Source organism: Pseudomonas sp. GW822-FHT06D10 (assembly GCF_058799535.1).
Map to the genome: position 1 here is coordinate 287275 of NZ_JBXALN010000008.1, position 20623 is coordinate 307897.

The 20623-nt window shown below is 64.5% G+C and carries 19 protein-coding genes and 2 pseudogenes; 9 read left to right on the plus strand and 12 right to left on the minus strand.

The window, feature by feature from the left end; genetic code table 11:
* Nucleotides 1-4: 4 nt before the first annotated feature.
* Together AC1RL5_RS25810 and AC1RL5_RS25815 are read right to left on the minus strand one after the other, a co-directional pair.
* Nucleotides 5-511 (minus strand): YbaK/prolyl-tRNA synthetase associated domain-containing protein, encoded by a 507-nt coding sequence (locus AC1RL5_RS25810; RefSeq protein WP_072450963.1) that lies wholly within the window; start codon nt 509-511, stop codon nt 5-7.
* A 36-nt stretch (nt 512-547) separates the two neighbouring features.
* Entirely contained in the window at nt 548-1153 is a 606-nt protein-coding gene (locus tag AC1RL5_RS25815; RefSeq protein ID WP_072450964.1) for a flavin reductase family protein, read from the minus strand.
* 164 nt (nt 1154-1317) lie between these two features.
* Here AC1RL5_RS25815 and AC1RL5_RS25820 point away from each other — a divergent pair, with 164 nt between their 5' ends.
* The 3 genes from AC1RL5_RS25820 (at nt 1318) to AC1RL5_RS25830 (ending at nt 3690) form a co-directional block, all read left to right on the plus strand.
* Nucleotides 1318-2091 carry an SDR family oxidoreductase gene (locus AC1RL5_RS25820; RefSeq protein WP_103408115.1) on the plus strand — a complete coding sequence of 258 codons (774 nt, stop codon included), beginning with the start codon at nt 1318-1320 and terminating at the stop codon, nt 2089-2091.
* A 109-nt stretch (nt 2092-2200) separates the two neighbouring features.
* Nucleotides 2201-3109, plus strand: a complete 909-nt coding sequence (locus tag AC1RL5_RS25825) for a LysR family transcriptional regulator (RefSeq protein WP_019093558.1) — start codon at nt 2201-2203, stop codon at nt 3107-3109.
* A gap of 53 nt (nt 3110-3162) precedes the next feature.
* Nucleotides 3163-3690 (plus strand): GNAT family N-acetyltransferase, encoded by a 528-nt coding sequence (locus tag AC1RL5_RS25830; RefSeq protein WP_072450966.1) that lies wholly within the window; start codon nt 3163-3165, stop codon nt 3688-3690.
* A 39-nt stretch (nt 3691-3729) separates the two neighbouring features.
* On the opposite strand, the gene AC1RL5_RS25835 is transcribed toward AC1RL5_RS25830, so the two are convergent.
* From AC1RL5_RS25835 to AC1RL5_RS25850, 4 genes and pseudogenes are all read right to left on the minus strand, one after another.
* Entirely contained in the window at nt 3730-4275 is a 546-nt protein-coding gene (locus AC1RL5_RS25835) for a methyl-accepting chemotaxis protein (RefSeq protein WP_375538539.1), read from the minus strand.
* A pseudogene (locus AC1RL5_RS25840) lies at nt 4270-5046 on the minus strand (PAS domain-containing protein); the annotation flags it as partial. The pseudogene AC1RL5_RS25840 and the gene AC1RL5_RS25835, both read right to left, overlap by 6 nt.
* 273 nt (nt 5047-5319) lie before the next feature.
* A complete protein-coding gene (locus tag AC1RL5_RS25845) occupies nt 5320-5925 on the minus strand; it encodes a methyl-accepting chemotaxis protein (RefSeq protein WP_370059451.1) in 606 nt (201 codons plus the stop codon).
* Nucleotides 5914-6636 (minus strand): annotated as a pseudogene (locus tag AC1RL5_RS25850) (PAS domain-containing protein); the annotation flags it as partial. The gene AC1RL5_RS25845 and the pseudogene AC1RL5_RS25850, both read right to left, overlap by 12 nt.
* Nucleotides 6637-6851: 215 nt before the next feature.
* Here AC1RL5_RS25850 and AC1RL5_RS25855 point away from each other — a divergent pair.
* The gene (locus AC1RL5_RS25855) at nt 6852-7346 is read left to right on the plus strand and encodes a RidA family protein (protein WP_072450968.1); all 495 of its coding nucleotides are present in this window, start codon (nt 6852-6854) and stop codon (nt 7344-7346) included.
* 60 nt (nt 7347-7406) lie between these two features.
* On the opposite strand, the gene AC1RL5_RS25860 is transcribed toward AC1RL5_RS25855, so the two are convergent.
* Complete coding sequence (locus tag AC1RL5_RS25860) at nt 7407-7739, minus strand: DUF2790 domain-containing protein (RefSeq protein ID WP_072450969.1); 333 nt, start codon at nt 7737-7739, stop codon at nt 7407-7409.
* A 321-nt stretch (nt 7740-8060) separates the two neighbouring features.
* Here AC1RL5_RS25860 and AC1RL5_RS25865 point away from each other — a divergent pair, with 321 nt between their 5' ends.
* Nucleotides 8061-9389, plus strand: a complete 1329-nt coding sequence (locus AC1RL5_RS25865; protein WP_011063458.1) for an OprD family porin — start codon at nt 8061-8063, stop codon at nt 9387-9389.
* Nucleotides 9390-9565: 176 nt separating this feature from the next.
* Entirely contained in the window at nt 9566-9787 is a 222-nt protein-coding gene (locus AC1RL5_RS25870; RefSeq protein WP_011063459.1) for a hypothetical protein, read from the plus strand.
* Between the two features lie 173 nt (nt 9788-9960).
* On the opposite strand, the gene AC1RL5_RS25875 is transcribed toward AC1RL5_RS25870, so the two are convergent.
* The 3 genes from AC1RL5_RS25875 to AC1RL5_RS25885 all read right to left on the minus strand — a co-directional run bounded on the left by AC1RL5_RS25875 (nt 9961) and on the right by AC1RL5_RS25885 (nt 15745).
* Nucleotides 9961-13098 carry a CusA/CzcA family heavy metal efflux RND transporter gene (locus AC1RL5_RS25875; RefSeq protein WP_011063460.1) on the minus strand — a complete coding sequence of 1046 codons (3138 nt, stop codon included), beginning with the start codon at nt 13096-13098 and terminating at the stop codon, nt 9961-9963.
* 26 nt (nt 13099-13124) lie between these two features.
* Nucleotides 13125-14294, minus strand: a complete 1170-nt coding sequence (locus AC1RL5_RS25880) for an efflux RND transporter periplasmic adaptor subunit (RefSeq protein WP_492589897.1) — start codon at nt 14292-14294, stop codon at nt 13125-13127.
* Nucleotides 14295-14494: 200 nt separating this feature from the next.
* Nucleotides 14495-15745 carry a TolC family protein gene (locus AC1RL5_RS25885; RefSeq protein WP_072450971.1) on the minus strand — a complete coding sequence of 417 codons (1251 nt, stop codon included), beginning with the start codon at nt 15743-15745 and terminating at the stop codon, nt 14495-14497.
* Between the two features lie 386 nt (nt 15746-16131).
* Between AC1RL5_RS25885 and AC1RL5_RS25890 the strand changes: the two genes are divergently transcribed.
* Nucleotides 16132-16806: a heavy metal response regulator transcription factor gene (locus AC1RL5_RS25890; RefSeq protein ID WP_011063463.1), complete on the plus strand. Its 675-nt coding sequence runs from the start codon at nt 16132-16134 to the stop codon at nt 16804-16806.
* A 57-nt stretch (nt 16807-16863) separates the two neighbouring features.
* On the opposite strand, the gene AC1RL5_RS25895 is transcribed toward AC1RL5_RS25890, so the two are convergent.
* Complete coding sequence (locus AC1RL5_RS25895) at nt 16864-17760, minus strand: cation diffusion facilitator family transporter (RefSeq protein ID WP_492589899.1); 897 nt, start codon at nt 17758-17760, stop codon at nt 16864-16866.
* A 248-nt stretch (nt 17761-18008) separates the two neighbouring features.
* Between AC1RL5_RS25895 and AC1RL5_RS25900 the strand changes: the two genes are divergently transcribed.
* Nucleotides 18009-19379 (plus strand): GntT/GntP/DsdX family permease, encoded by a 1371-nt coding sequence (locus tag AC1RL5_RS25900; RefSeq protein WP_011063465.1) that lies wholly within the window; start codon nt 18009-18011, stop codon nt 19377-19379.
* Between the two features lie 87 nt (nt 19380-19466).
* On the plus strand, nt 19467-19883 hold the full coding sequence (locus AC1RL5_RS25905; RefSeq protein ID WP_015637031.1) for a lysozyme inhibitor LprI family protein: 417 nt from the start codon (nt 19467-19469) through the stop codon (nt 19881-19883).
* 72 nt (nt 19884-19955) lie between these two features.
* On the opposite strand, the gene AC1RL5_RS25910 is transcribed toward AC1RL5_RS25905, so the two are convergent.
* Nucleotides 19956-20405: a hypothetical protein gene (locus AC1RL5_RS25910; RefSeq protein ID WP_083533699.1), complete on the minus strand. Its 450-nt coding sequence runs from the start codon at nt 20403-20405 to the stop codon at nt 19956-19958.
* Nucleotides 20406-20623: the final 218 nt, after the last annotated feature.

The following is a 20623-nucleotide window of genomic DNA, read 5'->3' on the forward strand; positions in this document are numbered from 1 at the left end:
GCCTTCAACCGGGCTGGGCGCTGTCGCTCTCCAGGTCCCGGGTCACGCTCAGCAGCAGCGGCTGGGCGACCCTCAGGTAGTCCTGGGTATCGAGCACCATGGAGGCATCCAGGCGCCCGGCGTTGAAGGCGATCTCGCTGTAGCGGGAGGTCAGTTGCGGGTCGACGATCAGCCGGATGCGCGGATCGAAACTCAGCGGAGCAATGGCGCCGATCACGCAACCAGTCAGTTCCCTGGCCAGCTCCGGCGATACCAGTTGCGCCTTCTTGCCCCCCAGGGCCGCGCCGACCTTTTTCATGTCCAGCTTCTGGTCGCCGCTGAGAATCACCAGCCCATACACCTCGTCTGTGCCCTTGAGGCTGCAGAGCATGGCCTTGGCCCCCTGCCCAGGTTCAGTGCCGCGGATCTCGGCAACCCGCGCCGACTGCCCTTCGGCCGGGTGAAAAATCACCCGATAGCGCGCCTGGTGGCTGTCCAGCAGGCTCACTAGACGCTGAAAGACTTCGTGCATGTTCACTCCTTGAAAAAAAGTGCATCGGGGGTCGGCTCAAGCTTCTCCGACCTGGGGCAGTTGCCGACCGTCAACGGCGTCACCGATGGTCAGGAAATGCCCACCCGCAACATGGTGCAGGGTACGCAGCCGGTCGTGCCCGTCGAAGTGCCAGCGCCCTTCGCTGAACACCCGGGCATCGGCCTGGGCGGCAATCACTTCGCCAAGGAACAGGTCGTACTGCTGGTGGTTGTGGGGCTCGGGCAGCAGCCGGCATTCCAGCCAGGCCACGCAACCTTCCAGCAGCGGCGCCGCCAGTTGCTCGCCGGCAAAGGCCTGCAGATCGTAGGCGGCGAACTTGTCGCTACCGCCCTGGCTCAGCTCAAGCCCGGAGCTGTTGCCCAGGCTCTGCACGATATCCACCTGGGCCACGCAAGGCACATTGAGCACGAAGGTGCCCGAGGCCTCCAGCAGTTGTCGGGTCCAGGTGGACTTGTCGAGCACCACGGCGACTTTCGGCGGCTCGAAATCCAGGGGCATGGCCCAGGCCGCGGCCATGATGTTGCGCTGCCCGCCATGGGCTGCGCTGACCAGCACCGTTGGGCCGTGGTTGAGCAAGCGGTACGCCTTGTCCAGCGGTACCGGGCGACGAAGATCGGACATGACTGGCTCCTGAAAAAAACTGCGATTGTAGCCCCATCGCGGCCGCCGGCAGGCAAGGTCATTGGCCGGATTTTCTGGATAATCCGTCCAGCCGCCGACGGCTTATCAACAGCGGTGCAGACACTAGACTCAGCCTTCACCCCAATTGTTGAAGGACCCGCGCCATGACCGATCACTCCCTGAACAACAAAGTCGTGCTGATCGCCGGTGGCGTGAAGAACCTCGGCGGCCTGATTGCCCGCGACCTGGCCAGCCACGGTGCGCGGGCGGTGGCCGTGCACTACAACAGCAACGCCAGCGGGGCCGACGCCGAGGCCACGGTGGCGGCACTCAAGGCCCTGGGCGTGGAGGCCCAGGCGTGGCAGGCCGACCTCACCCGCGCCAGTGCCGTGGAGCAACTGTTCAACGAGGCCAAGGCGCGCTTCGGCAAGATCGACATCGCCATCAACACCGTGGGCAAGGTGCTGAAGAAACCCATCATTGAAATCAGCGAGGACGAATACGACCAGATGTTCGCGGTCAATGCCAAGAGCGCCTTCTTCTTTATCAAGGAAGCCGGCAAGCACCTGGAGGACAACGGCAAACTGGTGACCCTGGTGACTTCGCTGCTGGGGGCCTTCACTCCGTTCTATGCCGCCTATGGCGGCTCCAAGGCGCCGGTGGAACACTTCACCCGGGCCGCGGCCAAGGAGTTCGGTGCCCGCGGCATTTCAGTGACTGCCGTCGGCCCCGGGCCCATGGATACCCCATTCTTCTACCCGGCCGAAGGCGCCGACGCCGTGGCGTACCACAAGAGCGCCGCAGCCCTGTCGCCTTCGAGCAAGACCGGGCTCACCGATATCGAGGACGTGGTGCCCTTCATTCGCCACCTGGTCACCGAAGGCTGGTGGATCACTGGCCAGACCTTACTGATCAACGGCGGCTACACCACCAAGTAATCCTGGCGCCCAAGGGGTAAATTGGCCTGCCGAGCCGCAGCATCGATCGCCTCGGCCGATGCTGCGATCCACTGCCGTCAGGCGCCCCCGAACCAGGATCGTTCAAACGATGGATAAGCTTGAGCAATACCGCGTGTTCATCCAGGTGGCCGACATGGGTAGCTTCATCAAGGCTGCCCATGCCCTGGAACTGCCACGGGCCACCGTCTCTTCCGCCGTGCAGCAACTGGAAACCGGCCTCGGCACCCGACTGCTGCACCGCACCACCCGCCACGTGCAGTTGACCGCCGACGGCGCCATTCTGCTGGAACGGGCGCGGCGCCTGCTGGCAGACGCCGCCGAACTCAACCAGTTGTTCCACCACCGCCAGATAGACGTCAGCGGGCGCTTGAACATCGATGTGCCCAGCCGTATCGCCCGGCGCCTGATCGTCCCCGCCCTGCCCCGATGGCTGGCGCAATACCCCGGCCTGCAACTGGCCCTGGGCGCCAGCGATCGCAGCATCGACCTGGTCCAGGAAGGCATCGACTGCGCGATCCGCGTCGGCAGCCTGGCCGACAGCAGCCTGGTCGCCCGCCCACTGGGGCAACTGGCGCTGATCAACTGCGCCAGCCCCGCCTACCTGGCCGAACAGGGGGAGCCACACACCCCCCAGGACCTGCAGAACGGCCAGTGGATGGTCGGTTATGCCTCCCCGGACACCGGCCGCGAGCAGCCCTGGGAATACCTGCTGGAAGGTCGCGAGCACCTGCTGGGGCTGCCCAGCCGGGTGATCGTCAACAACGTCGAGAACTACATCGCCTGCTGCCGTCAGGGGCTGGGGCTGATCCAGGTGCCACGCTTCGACGTGCAGCACCTGCTGGACCGTGGCGAGCTGGTGCAGGTACTCCGTGAACTGCCGGTGGCGCCCATGGATATCTGCGCGCTATACCCCGACCGGCGCCATCGCTCGCGCCGCCTCAACGTGTTCATCGAATGGTTCGCCGAACTGATCAAACCGCACCTGGAGGCTTGCTGAACACCCGCGGATCGTGAGAAGAAAGCGCCTTCACGGATTGAGGCACTGGCACCATGACCCACCTGCACATCAGCGCTCCCCACCTCGACGACCTGGATGACCTGCTGGCCTTCGAAGGGGAAAACCGAGCGTTCTTCGAAGCCTCGATCAACGCCCGGCCTGCCACCTACTACTCCCGCGAAGGGGTCGCCGAAGCCATAAACCAGGCGTGCGAGGATGCCGAGGCAGACCGCGGCTATCAGTTCCTGATCCGCGACAACGCAGTGCTGGTGGGGCGCGTCAACCTGCATCGGGTGCAGCGCCCCTACTTCAATTGCGCGGAACTGGGCTACCGGGTCGGCGCCCGCTTCAACGGCCGCGGCATTGCCCGCACTGCGGTGCAACTGGTGCTGCTGCGTGCCTTCGACGAACTGCAACTGAGCCGCATCGAAGCCAATGCGCGGCCGCAGAACACCGGTTCGGTGCGGGTGCTGGAAGCCTGCGGCTTCTCTTGCTACGGCCATTCGCGGCGCAGCTTCCTGTTGCACGGCGAGTGGTTCGACCGCTTGCACTACGAGTGCCATGGGCCTGCGCAACGCTAGCAACCCGGGCGTGCGCCCCCAAGGCGCACGCCCACGCCCTCAGGCCGACAGCTGGTTGGCGAACTGGCCGACCGCACTGACCACTTTCTGCGCACCGTCCTGAATCTCGACGATGACCGTGCCGGCCTCCGCTGCCAGGGTCAGGCCCTGCTCCGCCTGCTGCCGGCCCTCGGCCATCAATTCCACCGCCGAGCGGGCCATGTCCTGGTTCTGGCGCACCACGCCGACGATCTCGTCGGTGGCGTTGCTGGTGCGCGAGGCCAGTTGCCGGACCTCATCGGCGACCACCGCAAAACCCCGTCCCTGTTCACCGGCCCGGGCCGCTTCGATGGCCGCATTGAGGGCCAGCAGGTTGGTCTGTTCGGCAATCCCGCTGATGGTCTTGACGATGCTCGCTATCACCAGGGACTGATCGTTCAGGGCTTCGATGCCGTCCCCGGCCTGCTGCATGCAGGTAGCCAGGTCACGCATCACGTCCAGGGTCTCGGTGACCACCGCCGAGCCACGCTGGGCGCTGGTGTCGGTCTGTCGGGAGATGCTGTAGGCGATGTCCGCCGCCTCGGCTACCCGTTGCTCCTGGTTCACCTGATCGGTGATCAGGATGGCGAACTTCACCACTTTGTAGAGCTGGCCACTGGCGTCCACCACCGGGTTGTAGGAAGCGTCGAGCCACACCACCCGCCCCTGGCTGTCGATGCGCTTGAACCGCTGGGCGATGTATTCGCCGGCGTTCAACCGTGCCCAGAACTCCTGGTAGCCGGGCCCTTCGTATTCCTGCGGCTCACAGAACAGGCGGTGGTTCTGGCCCTGGACCTCATCCAGCCGGTAGCCCATGCAGGCAAGAAACCGCGAGTTGGCCGTCAGCACCCGGCCTTGCAGGTCGAACTCGATCACCGCAGAGGAGCGCAGCAGCGCCGCCATCAGGTTTTCATGCTCGCAGGCACTTTCCACCGAAGCGCTCTGGTCGGTGCAGATCAGGTTGTAATGATCGAGCCGCCCGGCGCCATCGCGGATCGGCTGCACGCAGACCTGCAGCCAGGCCTCGCGGCCGCCTCCGCGTTGCAGGCGCAATTGGCCGGTGTAGCTTTCGTTGCGCCCCAGGGCCGCCTTGAATTCGCGATACAACGGCACAGCCTGAGGGTGGCGCGAGATGATGCTCTCCAGGGCCACGCCGGCCAGTGGCTGGCCATCGAGTTCCAGGGCCTGGATGAAGTTCTGGTTGGCCCGGCGGATGGCTCCCTCGCCATCGAGTTCGAGATTGAGCACCTGGCTTTCCAGGCAGGCCTTGAATTGCTGCAGAGCGTTCAGCTCATCGCTCAGGGTGGCAAGTTGCTGCTTCAAACGTTTGTTGAACATGGATACACCGACAGACTAGGAGTGGATACAACAACCCCTAGCCATCGGCGCAGTTTGGGCTTTCTCCAAGCCTCGCGGCGCTTTCCAGACACTTCCTACAAGCCTCTAGGAAATTTCTTGGTTTTTCTTGGGCGCAGCCGTCGCCCGGGGCCCTATCGGTCATGCCCGAGTGTTTCAGCGTGGGAAATGAATGGCGCCAAGGGCGCCGGGGCTGGTCGATGCCGCCCTGAAACCCACAGTGCCCCGTGGCGGGAGCACTGTGCTGGGGAGCAATCAGGAGGACAGTTGGTTGGCGAACTGGCCGACCGCGCTGACCACCTTCTGCGCGCCGTCCTGGATCTCGACGATCACGGTGCCGGCTTCCGCCGCCAGGGCTAGCCCCTGCTCGGCCTGCAGCTTGCCTTCGGCCATCAGTTCCACGGCTTCGCGGGCCATGTCCTGGTTCTGGCGCACCACGCCGACGATTTCCTCGGTGGCCTTGCTGGTGCGCGAGGCCAGTTGCCGGACTTCATCGGCCACCACGGCGAAACCACGTCCCTGCTCACCGGCCCGGGCCGCCTCGATGGCCGCGTTGAGCGCCAGCAGGTTGGTCTGTTCGGCAATCCCGCTGATGGTCTTGACGATGCTGCCGATCACCAGGGATTGCTCGTTGAGGGCGCCAATGCCTTCGCCGGCCTCCTGCATGTGCTTGGCCAGATCGCGCATCACGTTCACCGCCTCGGTAACCACCGTGGTACCGCGCTGGGCGCTATTGTCGGTCTGCAACGAGGTGTTGTAGGCAATGCTAGCCGCCTCGGCCACGGCCAGTTCCTGGTTCACCTGGTCGGTGATCACGGTGGCGAACTTCACCACTTTGTAGAGTTTGTTGTTGGCGTCCATGACCGGGTTGTAGGAAGCCTCCAGCCAGACCACCCGGCCATGAGCGTCGATGCGCTTGAAGCGCTCGGCGATGAACTCCCCGGCGTTCAGGCGTTTCCAGAAGGCCTGGTAGGCCTGGCTGTTGTACTCCTCCGGCTCGCAGAAGATGCGGTGATGCTTGCCCTGAATCTGCGCCAGGCTGTAGCCCATGCTGGAAAGGAAGCGGTCATTGGCCGTCAGCACGTTGCCGTTGAGGTCGAACTCGATCAGCGCGGTGGAACGCATCAGCGCGCCAATCAGGTTCTCGTGCTCCCGAGAGGCCTCGATGGTGCGGGTCAGGTCGCTGGAGAAGATCGCGAAATACTTGATCCGCCCCTCGGAGTCGCGAACCGGCTGGGAGATGGAACGCAGCCAGGCTTCCTGGCCATTGCCGCGCAGCAGCCGCACCGCCCCGGCAAAGTGTTCGCCCCGGGTCAGGGTCGCCTTGAACCGCAGGTGAAACTCATCATGCTTGACGTGTTCCGGGACGATGTCCTCCAGGGCCCGGCCCACCAGATCGCCAGTCTTGTAGAGCATTTCCTGGGCGAAATTGTGATTGACCGACTGAATCCGTCCATCGGCGCTCAGGTTGATGACGAGCATCTCGCTTTCAAGGCTCTCCTTCACTTGCTGAAGGCTCGAAAGTTCTTCGCGTAGAGTCGACAACTCCTGCTTCAAGCGTTTATTGAACATGAGGATGTACCGGGGGGGCTGAAAAAGTGGACTGCTTTGGGCCTAACATCGGCCCTGAAAGATTTTTCTTAATAGCCATTAAGGCTTGTCTGACAAAAATAATTCCGCGGCCAGCAAGGCCGCGGAATTCGGGCCCGCAGCCGGGGATTTCGCGCAACCAAGGAGCGCGTATAGTCGGCGACGGGAAATTCCAGGGCGATCGACGGAGTTGGACTATGAATGCATCACGCAAGGCACTTTTCCAGCAGGCCGCAGCACAGGTCGGACACAGTTTCGAAGGCGAGATGCGCATTGGCGGCAATTACGTGCCGGCGGTGCGCAATGGCGATGAGGTGTATGTCAGCGGGCAGATCCCGCGTATCGACAATACCGTGATGGTGGTTGGCCGGGTCGGTGCCGAAACATCCCTGGAGCAGGCCCGGCACGGGGCGCAGATCTGCACCCTGCGGGCCCTGGCGATCCTCGAGCAGATGCTCGGCGACCTGCAGCGGATCAAGCGCATCCTGCGGATAAACGTCTATGTCCAGAGTGCGGCGGACTTCACCCAGCAGAGCGAAGTGGCGGACGGCGCCTCCGCAGTCCTCTATTCGATCTTTGCCGACGCCGGCGTACACACCCGGACCTCGGTGGGGGTCTATCAATTGCCCAAGAATGCCTCGGTGGAAGTGGACATGATCGTCGCCCTGCACCCCGGCTCCGGCAACGACTGAGTGCAGCCACGCTGGCCGGCCCCACCCCTGCGGGCCCGGCACAGCAGCGCCGGCGGCCCATCAACTGCCGTTTTTGCGGCACTGGCCCATGACCTGGTACTCGATGGTCTTGAGCTGGCCGGCAGAATCCTCATACGTCATGCGCGAAGGCACCACCTCGCAGGACTTGATCGGCGGGGTCACGTTGACCACCTTGGCGACATCCAGCTTCATGCCGTAGCGGTACGCCTGCACCACTGGCGCCGGCTTGCCCTGGTTCGCCGCATAGCGCTCCATGGCCTTCTGGTTTTCCACCATGGCCCGGGCGAACGTACGGTCGCCTCCCCCTTCGGCCTGCACCAGGGAAGCCAGGCTCAACAGCAGCGCGGCGAGACTCAGGTTGATTGCTTTCATCACAGTTTCCTCGTCCAGTTGACGCCAGCGAGGATAAGCAACCGACCCTGTCAGGATGATCGCGGGCAGATTACTTATCTGTAATGGGCGCTGCCGACAGCCCGCCCTACCCGGGATAACCCCCGGCCCGTCGGGGTTTTGGCCCGGGCCCTGGACGGCTTTCTTGCACAATTGTAATGACCGGGTCACCCCGCCGTTATCTGCCGTTTGCAACTATCGACAGCGACTGGGCAGGCGTTGCGACGCCTGCCGGTCGAGCCCAATAAGAACGCCTCTGGCGATATAAAAGTTGATAGCTGCCAACACTCAGGAGCGACCCCCATGCGTATCAATCCCCCCTTGTCCCTGTCCGTGCTCGCTGCGGTACTGGGGCTCAGTCCTATGGCGGCAGTGGCCGCCGAGGAACGGCCCGAAGGCTTTGTCGAAGGCAGCCGCCTCGACCTGCTGCTGCGCAACTTCTACTTCAACCGCGACGACCGCAAGGGCCAGTCCAGCCCCACCGGCAACGGCTATTCCGAAGCCTGGGCTCAGGGCCTGATCGGCCAGTTCGAATCAGGCTTCACCCAGGGCACGGTGGGCTTTGGCCTCGATGCCTTTGCCATGTACGGCCTCAAGCTCGACTCGGGCACCGGCCGCAGCGGCGGCGGTGGCTCCTTCGGCATGCTGCCGCTGAACCACGACAACCGGCCCGCCGACAGCTACGGCAAGGCTGGGGGGGCGGTGAAAATGCGAGCCCTGGATACCGTGGTGAAAGTCGGCGATGTGTTTCCCAAGACCCCCGTGGTGCACTACGGCGACTCCCGCCTGCTGCCGGAAAGCTTTCGCGGGGTGACCCTGGAGAACACCAGCATCGACGGCCTCAACCTGCAGGGCGGGCGCCTGCATGCCATGAGCCAGCCCGACAGCAGTGGCATGCGCGATGGCTTCGCCACCTTCTACGCCGGCAAGGTGGACTCGCCCTGGGTCGGCTACTTCGGCGGCGACTACCGGCTCAATTCCAATCTCAACTTCAGCCTCTACAGCAGCCGCCTGAAGGACGCCTGGGACCAGTACTACTTCGGCGTCGCGGGCAACTACCCGCTGTCCGACCAGCTGAGCCTGTTCAGCGGCTTCAACTATTACAAGGCCGTCGATGAGGGCAAGAAACTCCTGGGCGAGTTCGACAACAACATCTGGAGCGCCAAGGTCGGCGCCACCTACGGCGCCCATACCCTGGCCCTGTCGCATCAGCGCAACAACGGCAACGACGACTTCGACTACCTGCGCCAATCGGACTCGATCTTCCTCGACAACTCGATCCAGTACAGCGACTTCAACTCGCCCAAGGAACGCTCGTGGATGGTCCGCTACGACCTCGACATGCAGCCCCTGGGCATTCCCGGCCTGTCGTTCATGACCCGTTACGCCCGCGGCAGCGGCGCCGACTACAGCCACGCCAACTCGGTGTACATGCGCCGCGATGCGGCGGGTGACCCACTGACCGACCAGCGCCGCTGGGAGCGGGATATCGAAGCCAAGTACGTGTTCCAGGGCGGCAGCCTCAAGGATCTGTCCCTGCGCATCCGCCAGGCGACCATTCGTTCGAGCCAGTTCGAATCCGATCTGGAAGAGTTCCGCCTGATCGTCGAGTACCCCCTGGCCCTGCTCTAGAGAACGGCTCCGGGCAGGCGCCAGGCCTGCCCGGTGTTAAAACTTCTTCACAGACTCATGCCTTTCAGAACTGTAATATCGGCCTCACCTTCTCGTTAGGTTGGCCTTCATATACTCCCGGACACACTGGCAGCCACCGTGTTTTTCACGGCCGCCCAACGTGTCAGGAGAAGCCCATGCGCCCAACCCAACTGTTATTGATCGGCCTACTGGCCACAACCAGCTCCGCCACCTGGGCCGCTGATGGCAGCGAACGCCCACAGCAGGTCCGCGAAGCTTTCCTGGCCAGCCAGGAACAGATCCACGGCGACGCCAACCAGGAAACAGCCGCCACCGGCAGCACCGGCAAAGCCCCTCGCGATGCTTCTGCGCCCACCACGGCCGAAGAAGACATCTGACAGCGATTGCCTACCGAGCACATTCATCTCTTGAAGCGTTTTTTCTGATGCTCCTTTGGAAAGAGATGAATTTTTAGCGCCCCCTTGGGGCGCTTTTTTTTGCCCGACAATTGCCGCAGGACTGACACCTGTAGCCGCTGCCTGCGGCAGCGGCTACAAGAAGCGGCAAGCGATCAGTCTTCTTCCCTGCGATGCGCCCATTGGTACAGGGCAGGCAGCACCAGCAAGGTGAGGATGGTGGAGGACAGGATGCCGCCAATCACTACCGTGGCCAGGGGCCGTTGCACTTCGGCGCCGGTGCCGGTGGCCAGGGCCATGGGGATGAAGCCCAGGGAGGCCACCAGGGCGGTCATCAGTACCGGGCGCAGTCGGGTCAGGGCGCCTTCATGAATCGCCAGGGACAACGAGCGCCCTTCCTCTCGCAGGTTACGGATAAAGGCAATCATCACCAGGCCGTTGAGCACGGCGACCCCGGACAAGGCAATGAAGCCCACCCCCGCCGAGATCGACAGCGGTATGTCCCGCAGCCACAGGGCCATGATCCCGCCGGTCAGGGCGAAGGGAATCCCGGTGAACACCAGCAGGCCATCCTTGAGGTTGTTGAACATCATGAACAGCAGCCCGAACACCAGCAGCAAGGCCACCGGCACCACCACCTGCAGGCGCTGGGAGGCTTCCTGCAATTGTTCGAACTGACCGCCCCACGTCGTCCAGTAGCCGGCCGGGACTTTGACCTTCTCGGCAATCAGGCCCGTTGCCTCTTCGACGAAGGAGCCGATATCCCGCCCGCGCACGTTGGCGCTGACGATCACCAGGCGCTTGCCGTTTTCCCGGCTGACCTGATTGGGGCCCAGCACCAGATCGAGGCTGGCCACTTCCGACAGGGCGATGAAGCCGATCTGCCCGTTGGCCGTGCCCGCCGTCGCCGGTATGGGAATCAGCAGCCGGGACAGGCCGTCGATATCGGTGCGCAGTTGATCGGACAGGCGTACCACCATATCGAAGCGCCGGTCGCCTTCGTACAGGGTGCCGGCCTGGCGCCCGCCCACCGCAACGGCGATGGTGTCTTGCACGTCCCCCACGTTGAGGCCGAAACGCGCGGCCTTGTCGCGGTCGATATTGATGGTCAGCACCGGCAGCCCCGAGGTCTGCTCGACCTTGACTTCCGAGGCGCCAGGCAAGCTCTGCAAGGCCGTGGCAATTTGCGTGGCGGTCTTGTTCAGCACCGCCATGTCATCGCCAAACACCTTCACCGCAACATCGCTGCGCACCCCGGAAATCAGCTCGTTGAAACGCAGCTGGATCGGCTGCGACAGCTCGTAGGCGCTGCCCGGCACCAGGGCACTGGCACGCTGGATATCAGCGATCAGCGCCTCTCGCGACTTGTTCGGGTCCGGCCACTGGGCCTTGGGCTTGAGCATCAGGTAGCTGTCGGAAATATTCGGCGGCATCGGGTCCGAGGCGATCTCCGCGGTGCCGGTGCGGGCGAACACCCGCTCGATCTCCGGCACTTGCGCCAGCAGGGTTTTCTCCAGGCGCTGCTGCATGTCCACCGACTGAGTGAGGCTGGTGCCGGGCACCCGCAGGGCCTGCTGGGCAAAGTCGCCTTCGCTGAGGCTGGGGATGAATTCACTGCCCATACGGCTGGCCAGCAGCGCACTGCCGGCGAGGATCAAGCCCGCCAGGGCGAAGGTCAGGCCACGCCGGGCCATCACCCAGTCCAGCACCGGGGCGTAGCCGCGCTTGGCGCTGCGCATCAGCAGGTTTTCCTCTTCCTTGACCTTGCCGGTGACGAACAGAGCGATGGCCGCCGGAACGAAGGTCACCGAGAGAATCATCGCCCCCAGCAACGCCATGACCACAGTGAAGGCCATGGGGTGGAACATTTTCCCGGCCACCCCGGTAAGGGCAAAGATCGGCAGGTACACCACCATGATGATCAACTGGCCGAAGATCAGCGCGCGCCGGGCTTCCTTGGCCGCGGCAAAGACTTCATGCAGGCGTTCGGAGCGGGTCAGCATGCGCCCGTGGTGCTGCTGGGCATGGGCCAGGCGGCGGATGGCATTCTCGACGATGACCACCGCGCCGTCGACGATGATGCCGAAGTCCAGGGCACCGAGGCTCATCAGGTTGGCGCTGACCTTGTTGCTGAACATGCCGGTGAAGGTGAACAGCATGGACAGCGGGATCACCAGGGCGGTGATCAGCGCCGCGCGGATATTGCCCAGGAACAGGAACAGAATCACGATCACCAGCAGCGCGCCCTCGAAGAGGTTCTTCTTCACCGTGGCGATAGCCTTTTCCACCAGGTTGGTGCGGTCGTACACCGTGACCGCCACCACGCCTTCGGGCAGCGAGCGGTTGATCTCCTCAAGTTTTTTCGCCACCGCCTGGGACACAGTACGGCTGTTCTCGCCGATCAGCATGAACACGGTGCCCAGCACCACTTCCCGGCCATTCTCGGTGGCCGCGCCGGTGCGCAACTCGCGGCCGATCTGCACGTCGGCCACGTTGCGCACGCGGATCGGCGTGCCGTCGCTGCTGCTGATGACGATGTTGGCGATGTCCTCGATGGACGCCAGTTGCCCCGGCGCGCGGATCAGCAACTGCTCGCCGCTGCGCTCGATGTAGCCGGCGCCGACGTTGGCGTTGTTGCGCTCCAGGGCCGTCACCAGGTCGCTCAGGGTCAGCTTGTAGGCCGCCAGGCGCTTGGGATCCGGGGCAATCTGGTACTCCTTGGCAAAGCCGCCGATGGTGTTGATCTCGGCCACGCCCTGCACGTTGCGCAGTTGCGGCTTGATGATCCAGTCCTGGATCACCCGCAGGTCGGTGGGGGTGTAGGGCGTGCCATCCTCCTTGCGGGCGCCCTCCTCGGCCTCCACGGTCCACAGGAAGATCTCCCCGAGCCCGGTGGAAATCGGCCCCATCACTGCCTCGACACCATCGGGCAATTGCTCGCGAGCCACTTGCAGGCGCTCGTTGACCAGTTGGCGGGCGAAGAACAGGTCGGTGCCGTCCTTGAAGATCACGGTTACCTGGGACAACCCCGAGCGCGACAGCGACCGGCTCTGCTGCAACCCCGGCAGGCCGGCCATGGCCGTCTCGATGGGAAAGGTGATGCGCTGTTCGGTTTCCAGGGGCGAGAACCCCGGCGCCGCGGAGTTGATCTGCACCTGGACGTTGGTGATGTCCGGCACCGCGTCGATCGGCAGCTTCTGGTAGCTGGCGATGCCGACGCCGGCCATCAGCAGCACCGCCAGCAGGACGATGATGCGCTGCTCGATGGCGAATTGAATGATGCGTTCAAACATGGGAAGTCACTCTCTGATGAGGCCGATCAATGGCCGTGGTCGGCCGCGCCCTTGCCCAGTTCGGACTTGAGGGTAAAGCTGCCGCGGGCGGCTACCTGGGCCCCGGCTTCGAGGCCCTCACGGATCTCGACAAAACCGTCCTGGCTGGCCCCGGTGACCACAGGCGTGGCCTGGAACCCCTCGGCCACGCGGACGAACACCGAGGGCCGGTCTTCCACGGTCTGGATCGCCGTCTGCGGCACGCTGACCGGTGCGTCGAAGGCTTCGGTGGCCACCTGTACCGAGACGAACAGCCCCGGGCGCCAGGCGTCATTGGGGTTGGCCAGGGTCACCCGCACCGTGGCGGTGCGGGTCTGTTCCCCCAGCAGGCTGCCGACGTAGGCCACCTGGCCCTGGACCTGGGTCCCCAGCTCACTGGAGCTGACCTGCACCGGCTGGCCGACCCGGACCTTGTCCAGGTCCTTGGGAAACACGCCGAAGGTGGCCCAGACCCGGGACAGGTCCGAGAGGGTGAACGCGGCGCTGCTTTCGCCCACCACTTCGCCCACGCTCAGGTGTTTTTCCACCACCACACCGTCGAACGGCGCGCGCATTTCATAGCGGTTGCCGCCCACCAACTGGGCGCTGCCGCTCAGGGCATTCATCTTCTGCCGGGCATTGTTGAGGGCGATTTCCGCCTCTTGCAGGGCCTGGCGTGCCAGCAGGTAATCCTGCTCGGCGGAGATCTGGTCGACCCACAACTGGCGCTCGCGCTGGAAGGTGGTACGGGCCAGTTCCACCCGCCGCCCGGCGGCGGCCAGCTCGCTGCGCTGATCGGAGATCTGCTGGCTGGCGATCACCGCCAGCAGTTCGCCGCGCTTGACCGCCTGGCCGAGGTTGACCTGTACCGACTCCACCACACCGGCGGCCCGGGGCACGATGTGCGAGGTACGGTCCTCGTCGAAGCGGATCTCTCCCGGCAGGCTGAGTACCCGGTTGAGGCGCCGCGGACCGGCTGCGGCCAGCTCGATGCCGGCGGCCTGGATCTGTTCCGGGCTGAGTTCCAGATGGCCCTCGGGCTCCTGGGCGCCGTGCCCGGCCTCCTCGGCCTGGGGCACCGTTGCCGGGCTGGCGAACAGGCCCGGCAGCAGCAAGGCCGCCAGCCCGAGGCCGACCACTGCCGTGCTGGCCAGAACAAGGCTGCGTTTTTTATCCATGGGGACTCCTGAATCGATCGAGGGTCGGTAGCGCCAGGCGCTGCCTTACGGGGTAGAGGGAAACAGCCATTGACCAATGGCCCGATGCAGCTCATGCACGCACCAATGCGCGGGTGGGTCTTCGGGGGCTGTCGGGGGTGCGCCACTGCAGTCGCTCACCAGCAACGCGGCAAGGCACGCCAGGCCCATCAGCCAGGGTTTCACCAACGGCTGAGGTCGCCGTAGATGCGCTCGATCCGTACCCAGGCATCGGTGGTTTGCGCCACCGCGGCGAGGTACTGGGTGCGCGCGCCGATCAGGGTGCGTTGAGCATCGAGAACGTCGAGAAAGCTGAACTTGCCCATCTCGAAGCCCTGGGTGGCGCTGTCCACCGCACGCTGGGCGGCGGGCAGGATGGTCTGGTTGAAGGACTGCACCTCGCCCCGGGCGGTGTTCCACTGTTCCAGGGCCTGGCGGGTTTCGGTACGCAAGCGCAATTCGGTGGCGTTGCGCAGGTCCCGGGCCTGGTCGGCGCGGCGGGCGGCGGACAGCACGTTGCCCTGGTTGCGATTGAACAGCGGCAAAGGCATCGACAGCCCTACCAGGTTGACCCGCTCCCGGGCGCTGGCGTCGTACTGGCTGCCCACGCTGACGTCCAGGTCGGGAATGCGCTGGGCCTTCTCCAGCCCCAGGGACGCCTCGCGCTGCACCACTTCCTGCTCCGCCAGGCGCAGTTCGGTGGTTTCCGGCAGGCGGCCAAGCAACTGTGCCGGGGCCGGCAGCGCCGCCAGCGCCAGGGGCTGCTCCTGCACCCCGGCAAAGTCGCTGGTGGCCGCGCCAGTGACCATGGCCAGGCGTCGGTAGGCATTGTCCTGCTCCATCTGCCCCCGGTTCAGTTCCAGGCGCACCTCGGCCAGTTGCACCTGGGCACGGGTGGCTTCCACCGGCGAGGCCTTGCCGGCGTTGACCCGGCCCTGGGCTACCGCCACGCCCCGTTCGGCCAGGGCCAGGGAGCGCCCGGCCAGTTGGGTGCGCTCCTGGGCCCGCAGCGCCGCGTAATAGGCATCCAGAACATCCGCACGCAACTGGTTGCGACGCCGCTCCAGCTCCAGGGCCGCCAGCTCCTGACCGCGACTGGCCACGTCGATCCGTGCTCCGCGCTTGCCCCCCAGCTCCAGGGCCTGGCTGAGCTTGACCGAAGTGGTGCGCGAATCCCGGCGGGTGTCCTCGGCGTCCACCGACAGCACCGGGTTGGGGATGAGCCCGGCCTGCTGGCGGGCGCCCTGGGCGATGTCGATCTCCCAGCGTGCGGCGGCCAGTTCAGGGTTGTTGGCAAAGGCTCGGGCCAGGGCGCTGTCCAGGCTCAACAGCGGTTGCTCGACGGCGCTTGCAGATTGGCTCGCCAGGGCCAGCAACAGGGTCAGGACGCAGGTGCGTGCTGCCCGGGCAGATATTCTCGGGAAAGTCGGCATAACAAGTTCCGGCCCCTATGGAGGCAAAGTGTCTGCGAAGTTGCAGCGCACCATATCGACGCTTATCCACGGGAGTTCCGGCCGATATGAAACTGCAGCAGTTCGCCCATTGACAGGGAGAGTTTCAAGTTCGGCCAACTGTAACTTTCAGTGCTTATCAGCAGGGTGGCGCAAAGATTACAAATCCGTTAGCAAAGGCTCTGGCTCAAGGTTCTGTATTAACATCCGGCTATTCGAAGTGAACATCAAGAGCACTTTTCAAGTGCCAGCAAGCGAACTTTAAAGAACACGAATACGGCACGGGGCCGCACAACTTTCGAGCATTGGCCCGCTGATTATTCGCGTCTTTTCGTTACTGTCTCCCATCTGCCGAGAACCTCATTTTCATGCGTATTCTGGTCATCGAAGACGAACCCAAGACCGCTGACTACCTGCATCAGGGGCTGACTGAAAGTGGCTACGTGGTGGATTGCGCCAACAACGGCGCGGATGGCCTGCACCTGACTCGCCAGCATGCGTACGACCTGGTGATCCTCGACATCAACCTGCCGCACATCGACGGCTGGGGCGTGCTCGGGCAGATCCGCCAGGACAGCAGCACCCGGGTGATGATGCTCACCGCCCAGGGCCGGCTGGCGGACAAGATCCGTGGCCTGGACCTGGGCGCCGACGATTACCTGGTCAAGCCGTTCCAGTTTCCGGAATTGCTGGCCCGGGTCCGCACCCTGATGCGCCGCAGCGAACAGGCGCCGGTGCCGGATGTGCTGCGGGTCGCCGACCTGGAGCTGGACCAGGGCCGGCACCGGGCCTTTCGCGGCAAGCAGCGCATCGACCTGACCACCAAGGAGTTCGCCCTGCTGCACCTGCTGATGCGCCAGAGCGGCGTGGTGCTGTCGCGGACCCAGATCATTTCCTTTGTCTGGGACATGAATTTCGACTGTGACACCAATGTGGTGGAAGTCTCGATCCGCCGCCTGCGGGCGAAGATCGACGACCCTTTCGAACGCAAGCTGATCCACACCCTGCGCGGTGTGGGTTATGTCCTTGAAGAACGCGACTGAGGCACGGCCGTGTTCGCCGGCAAGCCGGCTCCTGCACAAGACGCAAGCGCGGCTCCCTCAATGTTCATGCACCTGCTCATGAAACCCTACCTGCTCCACCTGCAAGGTGACGTGGGCAATGTCGAAGCGCTCCTGCAGCAGCTCGGTGACCTCGGCCAGGATCGCCTGTTCATCCCGCCCTTGCAGGTGCGCCACCAGATGCGCGCTAAGCACGTTCTTGCCGCTGGTCAGGGCCCAGATATGCAGGTCGTGCACCTCGCTGATCCCCGGCACCTGGCGTATGGCCTGCTCCACCTGGTCGATGTCGACCCCGTCCGGCACCCCTTGCAGCAGCACGTTCATGCTCTCCTTGAGCAGGGTCCAGGTCCGAGGCAACACCCACAGGCCGATGGCCGCGGCCACCAGGGAATCGACCCAGCCCCAACCGGTAAACATGATCACCAACGCGGCGATGATCACCCCCAGTGAACCGAGCATGTCGCTCCACACCTCCAGGTATGCACCCTTGACGTTGAGGCTCTGGCTGCTGCCGGAGGCCAGCAGGCCCATGGAGATCAGGTTGACGATCAGCCCCAGCACCGCGATCACCAGCATTGCCGTGGACTGGATCTCGGCCGGTGCCTGCAGGCGTTGCCAGGCCTCGAACAGAATGTAGAACGCCACCACGAACAGCAGCAGGGCGTTGAACGCCGCGGCGAGGATCTCGAAGCGCGCATAACCGAAAGTACGCTTGCGGTCCGCCGGGCGCTTGGCGACCTGGATCGCCACCAGGGAGATGGCCAGCGCCAGGGTATCGGTGAGCATGTGCGCGGCATCCGACAGCAGCGCCAGGCTGCCGGTGACAAAGGCCCCGATGACCTCGGCGAGCATGAAGCTGCCGGTCAGCCCCAGGGCCATCCACAACTTGCGTTCATGCCCGGCCCGTACCTGGCCGTGACTGTGTCCTGCGCCCATGAGAGATCCTCGGTTGGCTGGTAAAGCGTGGCTCTGATGATAGTTCGATTGGCCAGGTGCCCAGGGCTGGATAAGCGAATTGTCATCTGCCGGTTATCTGCCGGTTATCCAGGTCAGGCCCATAGTTAGCCGGCTAACGAATGCACCAAAAGTGCGCATAAGCCCTCTGCGGCGGGCGCCTCGGGTATGCTCCCGAAAAAGTGAAACAAAACGTAACAGATAAAAATAGCCGATTGAGGAGTCCCGCCTTGGATGTATCGACTGCCGCCTGGATGGTCCACGACACCCGCCTGATCATCTGCTGCCTGGTGGCCATCGCCAGCATCATTGTGCTGATCAGCGCCACCAAACTGCCGCCGTTCCTGTCGATCCTGATCGGTACCTTCATTGCCGGGGTGGGCGCAGGCCTGCCGCCGGAGGAAGTGGCCAAGGCCTTCAGCAAGGGCGCCGGGGCGATTCTCGGCGAGGCCGGGATCATCATTGCCCTGGGCTCGATGCTCGGCGCATTGATGGCCGAGTCCGGCGCCGCCGACCGCATCGCCTCGACCTTGCTGGGCCTGGGCAAGGGCAAGTCGCTGCCCTGGGTCATGGCCCTGGTGGCGATGGTCATCGGCCTGCCGCTGTTCTTTGAAGTGGGGCTGGTGATGATGGTGCCGATCATTTTCGTCATGGCCCGCCGCTCGGGCCTGCCGCTGCTGAAAATCGCCATTCCGGCCCTGGCCGGGATGACCACCCTGCACGCGCTGATGCCCCCGCACCCGGGCCCGCTGATCGCCGTCAGCGCCCTGCACGCCGACCTCGGCCTGACCATGCTGCTGGGCTTGTGCCTGGCCGTGCCGGCGGTGATCCTGGCCGGCCCGCTGTATGGCAACTGGTTGTCCAAGCGCCTGCAGGTCAGCGAACCGGCGGAGCTCGGCGCGCTGTTCAGTGCTGCGCCCAAGGCCCCGCGCCAGCCGGGCTTCGGCGTGTCGCTGCTGATCATTGTGCTGCCGGTGCTGCTGATGCTCGGCAGCACCCTGGCCAAGGTCGCCATGAGCCCGGAGAACACCCTGGCCCTGACCCTGAAATTTCTCGGCGAACCCCTGATCGCCCTGGGCCTGGCGGTGATCGCCGCGGTGATCTGCCTGGGCTGGGCCAACGGCATGGCCCGGGACCAGGTGGGCAACACCCTGCGCAAAAGCCTGGCACCGATTGCCGTGCTGCTGCTGACCATTGGCGCCGGCGGCGGGCTCAAACAGACGCTGCTGGATGCCGGGGTCAGCCAGACCATCAGCAAGGTGGCCGAAGGCGCGCACCTGCCCTATATCCTCCTGGCCTGGCTGATCGCCGTGGCCCTGCGCCAGGCCACCGGCTCGGCTACCGTGGCCACCACCACGACCGCCGGCATCCTGGCGCCGATGATGGCCGGTCTGGCCGCCACCCAAAGCTCCCTGGTGGCGCTGGCCATCGGCGCCGGCTCGGTGTTCTTCTGCCACGTGAACGACGCCGGGTTCTGGATGGTGCGCGAGTATTTCGGCCTGCAACTCAAGCAGACACTCTGGGTCTGGTCGGTGCTGCAGACCATTGTTTCCGTGGTCGGGCTGGTGGGGACGCTGCTGCTCTGGCACTGGTTGCAATAACCGCTGGCCGTGGTGGGCAGGCCAGCCCTTCTGCATTGGGAACAGCGCTGTAGAATGCCCGCTTCATTCTCAGCGCAAGGGACCGACATGCCTTATCAGCCCTGGATCTTTGGCCTCGTCATCGCCGTAATTGCAGGCGCCGCTGGTTGGGCGCCTGCCCAGGCCGCAGCGCTGGATTGCGAGCACATCAGCGTCAGCGAACAGGTCGACCGCTGCGCCCAGCAGGACAAGGAGCGGGCCGACGCCGCACTCAACCAGAGCTATCAGGCGCTGCTGGTCCGGGTGCACAACCTGTACCCCAGCAGCCTGCTGCAAGAACAGGAATACCTCGGCAAATTGAAGAACGCCCAACGCGCCTGGATCAAATACCGCGACAGCACCTGCGTGCTGGAGGCCTTCGAAGTGGAACCGGGCAAGCCGGCCCATGTGACCCTGATCAACCTCTGCGTGACCCGCCTGAGCACCGAACGCACCCGCTATCTGGAACAACTGCTGCCCGAATGACAGCAGGCCCGGGGGGCTCTTCGCCGGCAAGCCGGAGCACCTGCAGGAACGGGCTTGCCCGCGAAAGCGGCCTCAGGAGCCCGCTCGCTGCCAGAACGGTCGATGCCCCAAGCCATGCAGCAGCCCGCAGATCAGGCTGACGAGCCAGGCAAAGCCCAGCAGGCCAACACACGAGTCGCCCTGGCGCAGGCGCTGCTGGCACTCTGCCGCGCTGGAACACAGGGCGCTGCACCCGGGTTGATCGTCGCGACTACAACTGAGCAGGTACCCCCGCAGGTGGCGGAGACCCAGGGTCTGCCCCGGCAGTTGAGCGAGTGGCAGCTGGAGCCGGGTCAGTTCACGGTTCAGGCGCAAGCGCTGGCGCTCCCCGGTGTCGAGTTCCTCCACCAGCAACGCCCCGGCCTCCACTGCGATCACCCGGGCGCGCAAGCTGTCGGGGCTGGCGCCCTCCAGGCCGTAGTCCAGTTGCGTGCAGGTCCAGGCCTGGATCAGGGCAAACACCAACCCCAGCACGAAGCTCATCAGTGCCACTTGTAACAGTGGCGCCAAGGCGGAGAAATTTCGCAAGGAACACAGCGTCGAACGAATCAAGACAGCTCCCGGAAACCCAAGCGCAGGCCGCGCGTTCCGGGAGATTAGCGGGAAAAAACCGGGGGCTGAAAGCCCTTTTTCAGCCCGGTTTCACGCGGGATCAAGAGGCGTTGTGGTGAAGGCTCTAGCTCGCCGCTTCGCTGAATCAC

Excerpts from the sequence above, each read along its gene's own strand:
- AC1RL5_RS25810 (WP_072450963.1), bottom strand. The coding sequence starts at position 511 with ATGCACGAAGTCTTTCAGCGTCTAGTGAGCCTGCTGGACAGCCACCAG.
- AC1RL5_RS25815 (WP_072450964.1), bottom strand. The coding sequence starts at position 1,153 with ATGTCCGATCTTCGTCGCCCGGTACCGCTGGACAAGGCGTACCGCTTG.
- AC1RL5_RS25820 (WP_103408115.1), top strand. The coding sequence starts at position 1,318 with ATGACCGATCACTCCCTGAACAACAAAGTCGTGCTGATCGCCGGTGGC.
- AC1RL5_RS25825 (WP_019093558.1), top strand. The coding sequence starts at position 2,201 with ATGGATAAGCTTGAGCAATACCGCGTGTTCATCCAGGTGGCCGACATG.
- AC1RL5_RS25830 (WP_072450966.1), top strand. The coding sequence starts at position 3,163 with ATGACCCACCTGCACATCAGCGCTCCCCACCTCGACGACCTGGATGAC.
- AC1RL5_RS25845 (WP_370059451.1), bottom strand. The coding sequence starts at position 5,925 with ATGGACGCCAACAACAAACTCTACAAAGTGGTGAAGTTCGCCACCGTG.
- AC1RL5_RS25855 (WP_072450968.1), top strand. The coding sequence starts at position 6,852 with ATGAATGCATCACGCAAGGCACTTTTCCAGCAGGCCGCAGCACAGGTC.
- AC1RL5_RS25860 (WP_072450969.1), bottom strand. The coding sequence starts at position 7,739 with ATGAAAGCAATCAACCTGAGTCTCGCCGCGCTGCTGTTGAGCCTGGCT.
- AC1RL5_RS25865 (WP_011063458.1), top strand. The coding sequence starts at position 8,061 with ATGCGTATCAATCCCCCCTTGTCCCTGTCCGTGCTCGCTGCGGTACTG.
- AC1RL5_RS25870 (WP_011063459.1), top strand. The coding sequence starts at position 9,566 with ATGCGCCCAACCCAACTGTTATTGATCGGCCTACTGGCCACAACCAGC.
- AC1RL5_RS25875 (WP_011063460.1), bottom strand. The coding sequence starts at position 13,098 with ATGTTTGAACGCATCATTCAATTCGCCATCGAGCAGCGCATCATCGTC.
- AC1RL5_RS25880 (WP_492589897.1), bottom strand. The coding sequence starts at position 14,294 with ATGGATAAAAAACGCAGCCTTGTTCTGGCCAGCACGGCAGTGGTCGGC.
- AC1RL5_RS25885 (WP_072450971.1), bottom strand. The coding sequence starts at position 15,745 with ATGCCGACTTTCCCGAGAATATCTGCCCGGGCAGCACGCACCTGCGTC.
- AC1RL5_RS25890 (WP_011063463.1), top strand. The coding sequence starts at position 16,132 with ATGCGTATTCTGGTCATCGAAGACGAACCCAAGACCGCTGACTACCTG.
- AC1RL5_RS25895 (WP_492589899.1), bottom strand. The coding sequence starts at position 17,760 with ATGGGCGCAGGACACAGTCACGGCCAGGTACGGGCCGGGCATGAACGC.
- AC1RL5_RS25905 (WP_015637031.1), top strand. The coding sequence starts at position 19,467 with ATGCCTTATCAGCCCTGGATCTTTGGCCTCGTCATCGCCGTAATTGCA.
- AC1RL5_RS25910 (WP_083533699.1), bottom strand. The coding sequence starts at position 20,405 with ATGAGCTTCGTGCTGGGGTTGGTGTTTGCCCTGATCCAGGCCTGGACC.